At 48.7% G+C, this 5438-nt stretch carries 4 protein-coding genes; all 4 read right to left on the bottom strand.

The window, feature by feature from the left end:
- Positions 1 to 213 precede the first annotated feature (213 nt).
- Positions 214 to 1182 carry a DUF4340 domain-containing protein gene (locus PLF13_14965; protein ID HOP08571.1) on the bottom strand — a complete coding sequence of 323 codons (969 nt, stop codon included), beginning with the start codon at positions 1180 to 1182 and terminating at the stop codon, positions 214 to 216.
- A 2-nt stretch (positions 1183 to 1184) separates the two neighbouring features.
- Positions 1185 to 4082 (bottom strand): Gldg family protein, encoded by a 2898-nt coding sequence (locus PLF13_14960; protein ID HOP08570.1) that lies wholly within the window; start codon positions 4080 to 4082, stop codon positions 1185 to 1187.
- Positions 4079 to 5023: an ATP-binding cassette domain-containing protein gene (locus PLF13_14955; protein HOP08569.1), complete on the bottom strand. Its 945-nt coding sequence runs from the start codon at positions 5021 to 5023 to the stop codon at positions 4079 to 4081. The genes PLF13_14960 and PLF13_14955 overlap by 4 nt, the downstream gene beginning before the upstream one ends.
- 163 nt (positions 5024 to 5186) lie before the next feature.
- On the bottom strand, positions 5187 to 5438 hold a 252-nt coding region (locus PLF13_14950), incomplete at its 5' end, for a hypothetical protein (GenBank protein HOP08568.1).

The raw sequence follows: 5438 nt of genomic DNA, 5'->3' as shown, positions 1-5438 counted from the left end.
CTTTTAAATCTATTTTGAGTATGATGATTCTAAAGAGTTCAATTAATTCCATTCTAATTGCCCTCCACAACTAAGAACATCAATTGTTTGGTCAGACTCAAAAGATCATTTAGCTTTCCTATGACACAATTTTTACTATATAGTATGAGGCTGGCTATTCGAGTATCCATAGTATGAACAAAGTCTGCACGTTTCGAGACAGTCAATATGTCCTTATGAGGCATCTGGGCCATTTTGTTTTTCAGCATTAACCGTGGTATCGACCGCCTTTTTTTTAACCAGTTTTGATCGATTAAATTCCTTAATATCATCGACGATCCAGCCGGCGACTTCGAAATATTCTTTCCGGTGAGACGGTTTGAGAACGTAGTTGTTCGCATCTTTTTGCTTTGAATACACATATTGCTCTGCTTCTCCGGATGATAGTGTTAGCGAGTATTTCAATATTGGTGCATCCAAATTGTATTCGTCTTTCTCCTCGGCCCCAAGCACTTTGCTTATACGCAAATCAGTAAGTTTGCGAAGCAGTCGGTCGGCCTCTTCAACAACCGTTTCCTCCTCTTCACTAACGCCTTCCACCACGAGCTTTCCCTCCTGGTTGGACAGGGACACATCCGGTAATTCCACCTTGGCGATCTCAGCAGCCGGGTGTTTCAACACGTCCTTGTCTATCCAGTCCTCGGGCTTGACGCTGGCTTCATAATCGTTGAATTCAACCGCAAAGATGGCATTCTCATCGCTGCTGCGGGCATGCACCTTGCGAAAACTCGGTGATGTGCCGATAAAGAGCAAACCGTCCTGTTCTCCCTTTTTTGATAGGGTAATTTTGCGTTCAAACTCATTTTCCGAAACCTTGAACCGTTTTGCCGCCGCAGCCGTACTGGCCACCGGCCAGCCTTTTTTCATCCCAGAAAGCTTTTCCAAAAAATTTTCGACCTTATCCTGATCGGCGTGGAAATTGTGCATCTGCGATACGAGCCAGTTCCCATCTTTTTTGCTCAGGGAAACCTGTTGATCTTTGTTTTCTTCGATGACAATGCTGTCAATCGCCTTTCCGTCAAATGACAACAGGGTTTCAGTTGGTTCAAATGCCCCGTAATCGGTCCGCGCAATATTTGTGCCCACGGCCAATGCGATTTGAGCGATCAGGAAAATTCCCAGATATAATGTCCACTTGTTCATGATCAAACTCCCTCCGGATTCAGAACCAGGCGATAATGACGCCTGGTTCTGGCAATGATCCAACGACGGATCAGACAGACGATGAAAAGCCCCAGTGCGGCCAAACCGTAATTCAAATATTCCCAGAACACCTGGGCACTTCGACTCAAGGGGAACAGGGTTCTGGAATAATGCGCCCTTCCGCGGATGCCAAGCAAGCCGCGATCCTCCAGAGACCAATCAATGGCGTTTTTGACCAGGTTTACCGGGTTGAGATATTGGGTGCCCATTCCTCCGGAAGCAAGGCTCAACACCGTATCGGACAAAAAGCTATTGGATGCGAACAAAATGATGCGGGCCGACTCCGGGGACCGTTCAATGAGGCGGTCGATGACCGGCGGTTTTTCATCTTCAGAGGATTTCTCACTCTTTGCCTTGTCGTCGGTTGGCGAGGATTTTTTTTCTTCCTTTTCCTCTGCCAGCGGGAAGGGTTTGTCTTTGAAATAGGATGAAAAGCGGCCTTCGGCCATCACGGCCAGCAGTTTGCTGCCGGTTTCATCGCCGACGGAAAACCCCAAACTGCCATGGGCCTTGAAGTCTGGCTGGATGTCCGTCATATCTGAAGTCCAGGCCTGCTTAGAGCTGTGCAGCAGGCGGACGACTTTCCTATCCTTGTTTTTATCGGAATCGATAGTAATCGGAGACGCCCAATTAAGCGTTACCTGGTCAATCCCTGAAACCATACCGGTTTTCTGATTCATGCCGTTTGTTCGGATATCAACAAAATACGGATATTCAACCATTCGTGTTTCCTGAACCACGAATCCGGCGACCCGTCGTTCTACCGGTATGGGAAACGCGGCATTCTGGGGGTCCAGAACCATCTCTTCATCGACATCGATGCCATGATGCGTCAGCCAGTCTTCAAGACCGGAATCACTTTTGTTTGCTGAAAGGCGGCCCTGGAGATTTACCGAGTAAGGCGATGTCGCCATAATAATCGTTCCGCCGCGCATCAAGAACTGATCCACGGCAAACAACTGTTTTTTATCTAATTTCTTGGGAGCGACCAACAACAGCAAATCCGTCTCCTCGGGTACGTTGCCATCTTTAAGATCAGCGGAGATGACTGTGTATTCACTGCTCATGGCATCCCGCAGCCAGGAAAACCGCTTACCGCTTGCGGGCATGCCATAGCCGGGAGTCGGCGGGGTGTGCATGGCCACGGTTTTGAGAAATCCCCTGGAAAAACGTTTGAGTGCCGCCTCGATACCACGTTGAAGGCTCTCTTTGCTGAAATCATCGGGCAGAGGTACTTGGACGAGACGGTCGTTTCCCTCCAAAACCATATAGAACCAGAAGGTGTCATTCGAAAAGAGGCTCAGCGCCATGGGGCGGAAACCATATTCCAACTCAATCTTTTTGGCTAAAGCGCCGCCATCTTTGTCCGGGTCCTGGATATCGGCAACCAGCTTGCCACCGGATTTTTCCTTAAGGTCTTCCAGCAGAACATCAAGCTCTTTTCTCATATCTACAAGTTGTTTCGGCAGTCGGTCATCAGGTGAAATATAACCCTTGAACGTTACCTGATGTGAAATCGTGTCAAAAAGCGCGCCCGATCCCTGGTACGCATAAAGTACCTTCTTTACGGCGCGGGTAATGTCATACTCGGGATTGCGCAAATCCACGTTCAAATCGGATTCGCCCCGTGATTTGATTTCGATCAAATCACGGAAGCCGAGCGTTTCGAATTCGTCCCCGTATTGAATCAGGACGTTAAAATAGGAGTTGACCACCGAAGATTGATATTTACTGGCGAACTGAAACGGTACGGGCCTGATACCGTATTTTTGCCCTGCCTCTTGTTCCAGTTCCGGTTCTTCGGCCGGGTCGATGAACTCGACCCGCACGCGTCCCTCGCCGGCGACGGCGTATTCTTTCAACAAGTCGCGCAACCGCGGCACCAGCGGTGCCAGCAGTGGATGGGTTTTGGCGCTGAAATAGCCGCGGATCAGGAGGGGTTCCTGAAGCTGAGCCAAATAGCCCCCGGTGGTGTCTGATAAGGAATAGATATTTCCCTTGGTCACATCAGCCCGAGCGTTGTTTACCGGCGCCATCCAAAAATTGGCGGCAAGGAAGTTCACGACCAGCAGAACGGTCACTATACCCCATTGACGGTGGCGACTATTCGGTGCATTGCCGGACCACCGCTGGCGTTCCAGTTCAAATACATTTAAGGAAAGGAAGACCCCTACAAGACAAAGGTAGAAATACAGATCCCTGATATCGATGACGCCGCGTGTAATGGCGTCGAATCGAGAGCCTGAGCCAATGAGCTTGAGGATCTCGGATGCTTTGTTGCCAAACAAGCCAGTCAGTGTATTAGAACCCAGTGCAAAAAAAATCCCACAAACGAGCGTTGCACTCATCAGGCTGATAATCTGGTTTTCCGAACGGGCGCTGACAAACAACCCGATGGCGATATAGGCTGCGGCCAAAAAGATGGTTGCCAGGTAACCGCCGCCAACTGGTCCCCAATCCAAAGGGCCGATCAGGGATACCGTGATGGGCAGGGGCAGAGTCAATATCAGCGCCACGAAAACCAATCCCAAACAGGCCATGAACTTGCCGATGACAATCTGATACGGCGCTATAGGTGACGTGAGCAGAAATTCCAGGGTACCCGCCCTTCGCTCTTCCGACCACATGCGCATGGTAATCGCTGCCGTAAGGAAAATCATCAGGATCGGCATCCATTCGAAAAGGGGCCGGACATCGGCGATGTTGCGGCCGAAAAAGGTTTCCGCCCAGAAAAAAACAAAAAATGTTACCGTTAGAAAAACCCCGAAAAAAATGAATGCAACGGCCGAAGAAAAGAAGGTGGCCATCTCTTTACGCACGATATCGATGCAGTGTTTCATTGTGCCGACCTCCCATCTTTTAATGACATTTCACCGAAAATCGTCTCAAGATCCCGGCTTTCCTGCGATAGCAAGAATAATCGTGATCCCTTCTCCACCACGGTCTTTGCAACGATGGGAGCAATATGCTTGACGTTACCATTACCACAGGTAGTCAACGAATAGTGAAAGGAGCCATTGTCCGATGAAACCAGCTCAAAGGATTTGATATCGCCAAGCCCCTCAAACATTGCTTTAGCTTGGTCCGTATCGGCATCCGTTTCGACCATCAAACGGTTGACCTGTTGGAGATCCTCTATCCGGGAATCAAGATACTTCTTGCCATTTTGGATGATAATGACCCGGTCGCAAATTGCCTGCACCTCCTGAAGGATGTGGGTCGAAATAATGACAGTCGCATCGCGGGCAAGGTCCTTAACAAGGGCACGCATTTGAAATATTTGACTCGGGTCCAGACCGTTTGTAGGTTCATCCAGAATGATGATTTTGGGAGAGTGTAAAATGGCCTGGGCCACACCAACGCGTTGCCGATACCCCCTGGACAATGTGCTGATTGTATCCATGGCTTTTGGTGCAAGTTCGGTTTGCGCGATGGCCTCCCGAATCTTTCCATTGCATTCGTCCTTGGGAATTTTATGAAGAGACGCCGCGTACTCCAGGTAGCCGATCACCGTCATTTCAGGATAAAGCGGGCAGTTCTCCGGTAAATACCCGATTTTTTCTTGAATGGTGCTGCGTTGGGTATCCATATCCAACCCGTCGATGCTAATGTGACCGTCTGAAGGCTCCAGAAAACCGGTCAGCATCTTCATAATGGTTGTCTTACCCGCACCGTTATGGCCAAGAAGACCTACGATTTCACCTTTTTTGATTTCGAAAGAGACGTCATCGACAGCGATAAAGTCTCCATATTTCCTTGTTAAACGATCAACCACAATCATCGGATTTATTCCTTGTTTAAATTGCTCCTCTTTATTAGTGGAAATAACCGCACAAATACGATAATAAGCTTGGTCACTCCGATAATATTCTACAAAACCGACACAAGGCATCTGCAGTTTCCAAACTTACCTGTCATCACCCCAATCTCCACGCATTGGTGTTTTAGTCGCTATCAATTAGGCTCTCGATGTCTCGATCAACATCTGCAATACTTATATTTGAATAGTCATCAATCGAGTCCATTCTGGAACTGTAGGACTCCACATCTCCAATAGTCCATCCGCAATAATTGCAATTCCAGGAGTTTTTTGGCAGCAAATGGCCGCACTCCGGACACCAATCCTCGTTCCTTCGAATTCTCCTTCCCATTTTCTTACCCTTTTTTCTTTGGGGCGGGCTGAGGGACCCGCCCCG

This window comes from Candidatus Zixiibacteriota bacterium (assembly GCA_035380245.1).
Classification (GTDB): Bacteria; Zixibacteria; MSB-5A5; order GN15; family FEB-12; genus DAOSXA01.
Note: the sequence above shows the minus strand (reverse complement) of the source record. Positions and strands in the feature narration are given on the sequence as shown.

What these genes read in the sequence shown, in the direction of transcription:
- PLF13_14960 (HOP08570.1), bottom strand. Translation starts at nt 4,082, where the DNA reads ATGAAACACTGCATCGATATCGTGCGTAAAGAGATGGCCACCTTCTTT.
- PLF13_14955 (HOP08569.1), bottom strand. Translation starts at nt 5,023, where the DNA reads ATGATTGTGGTTGATCGTTTAACAAGGAAATATGGAGACTTTATCGCT.
- PLF13_14965 (HOP08571.1), bottom strand. Translation starts at nt 1,182, where the DNA reads ATGAACAAGTGGACATTATATCTGGGAATTTTCCTGATCGCTCAAATC.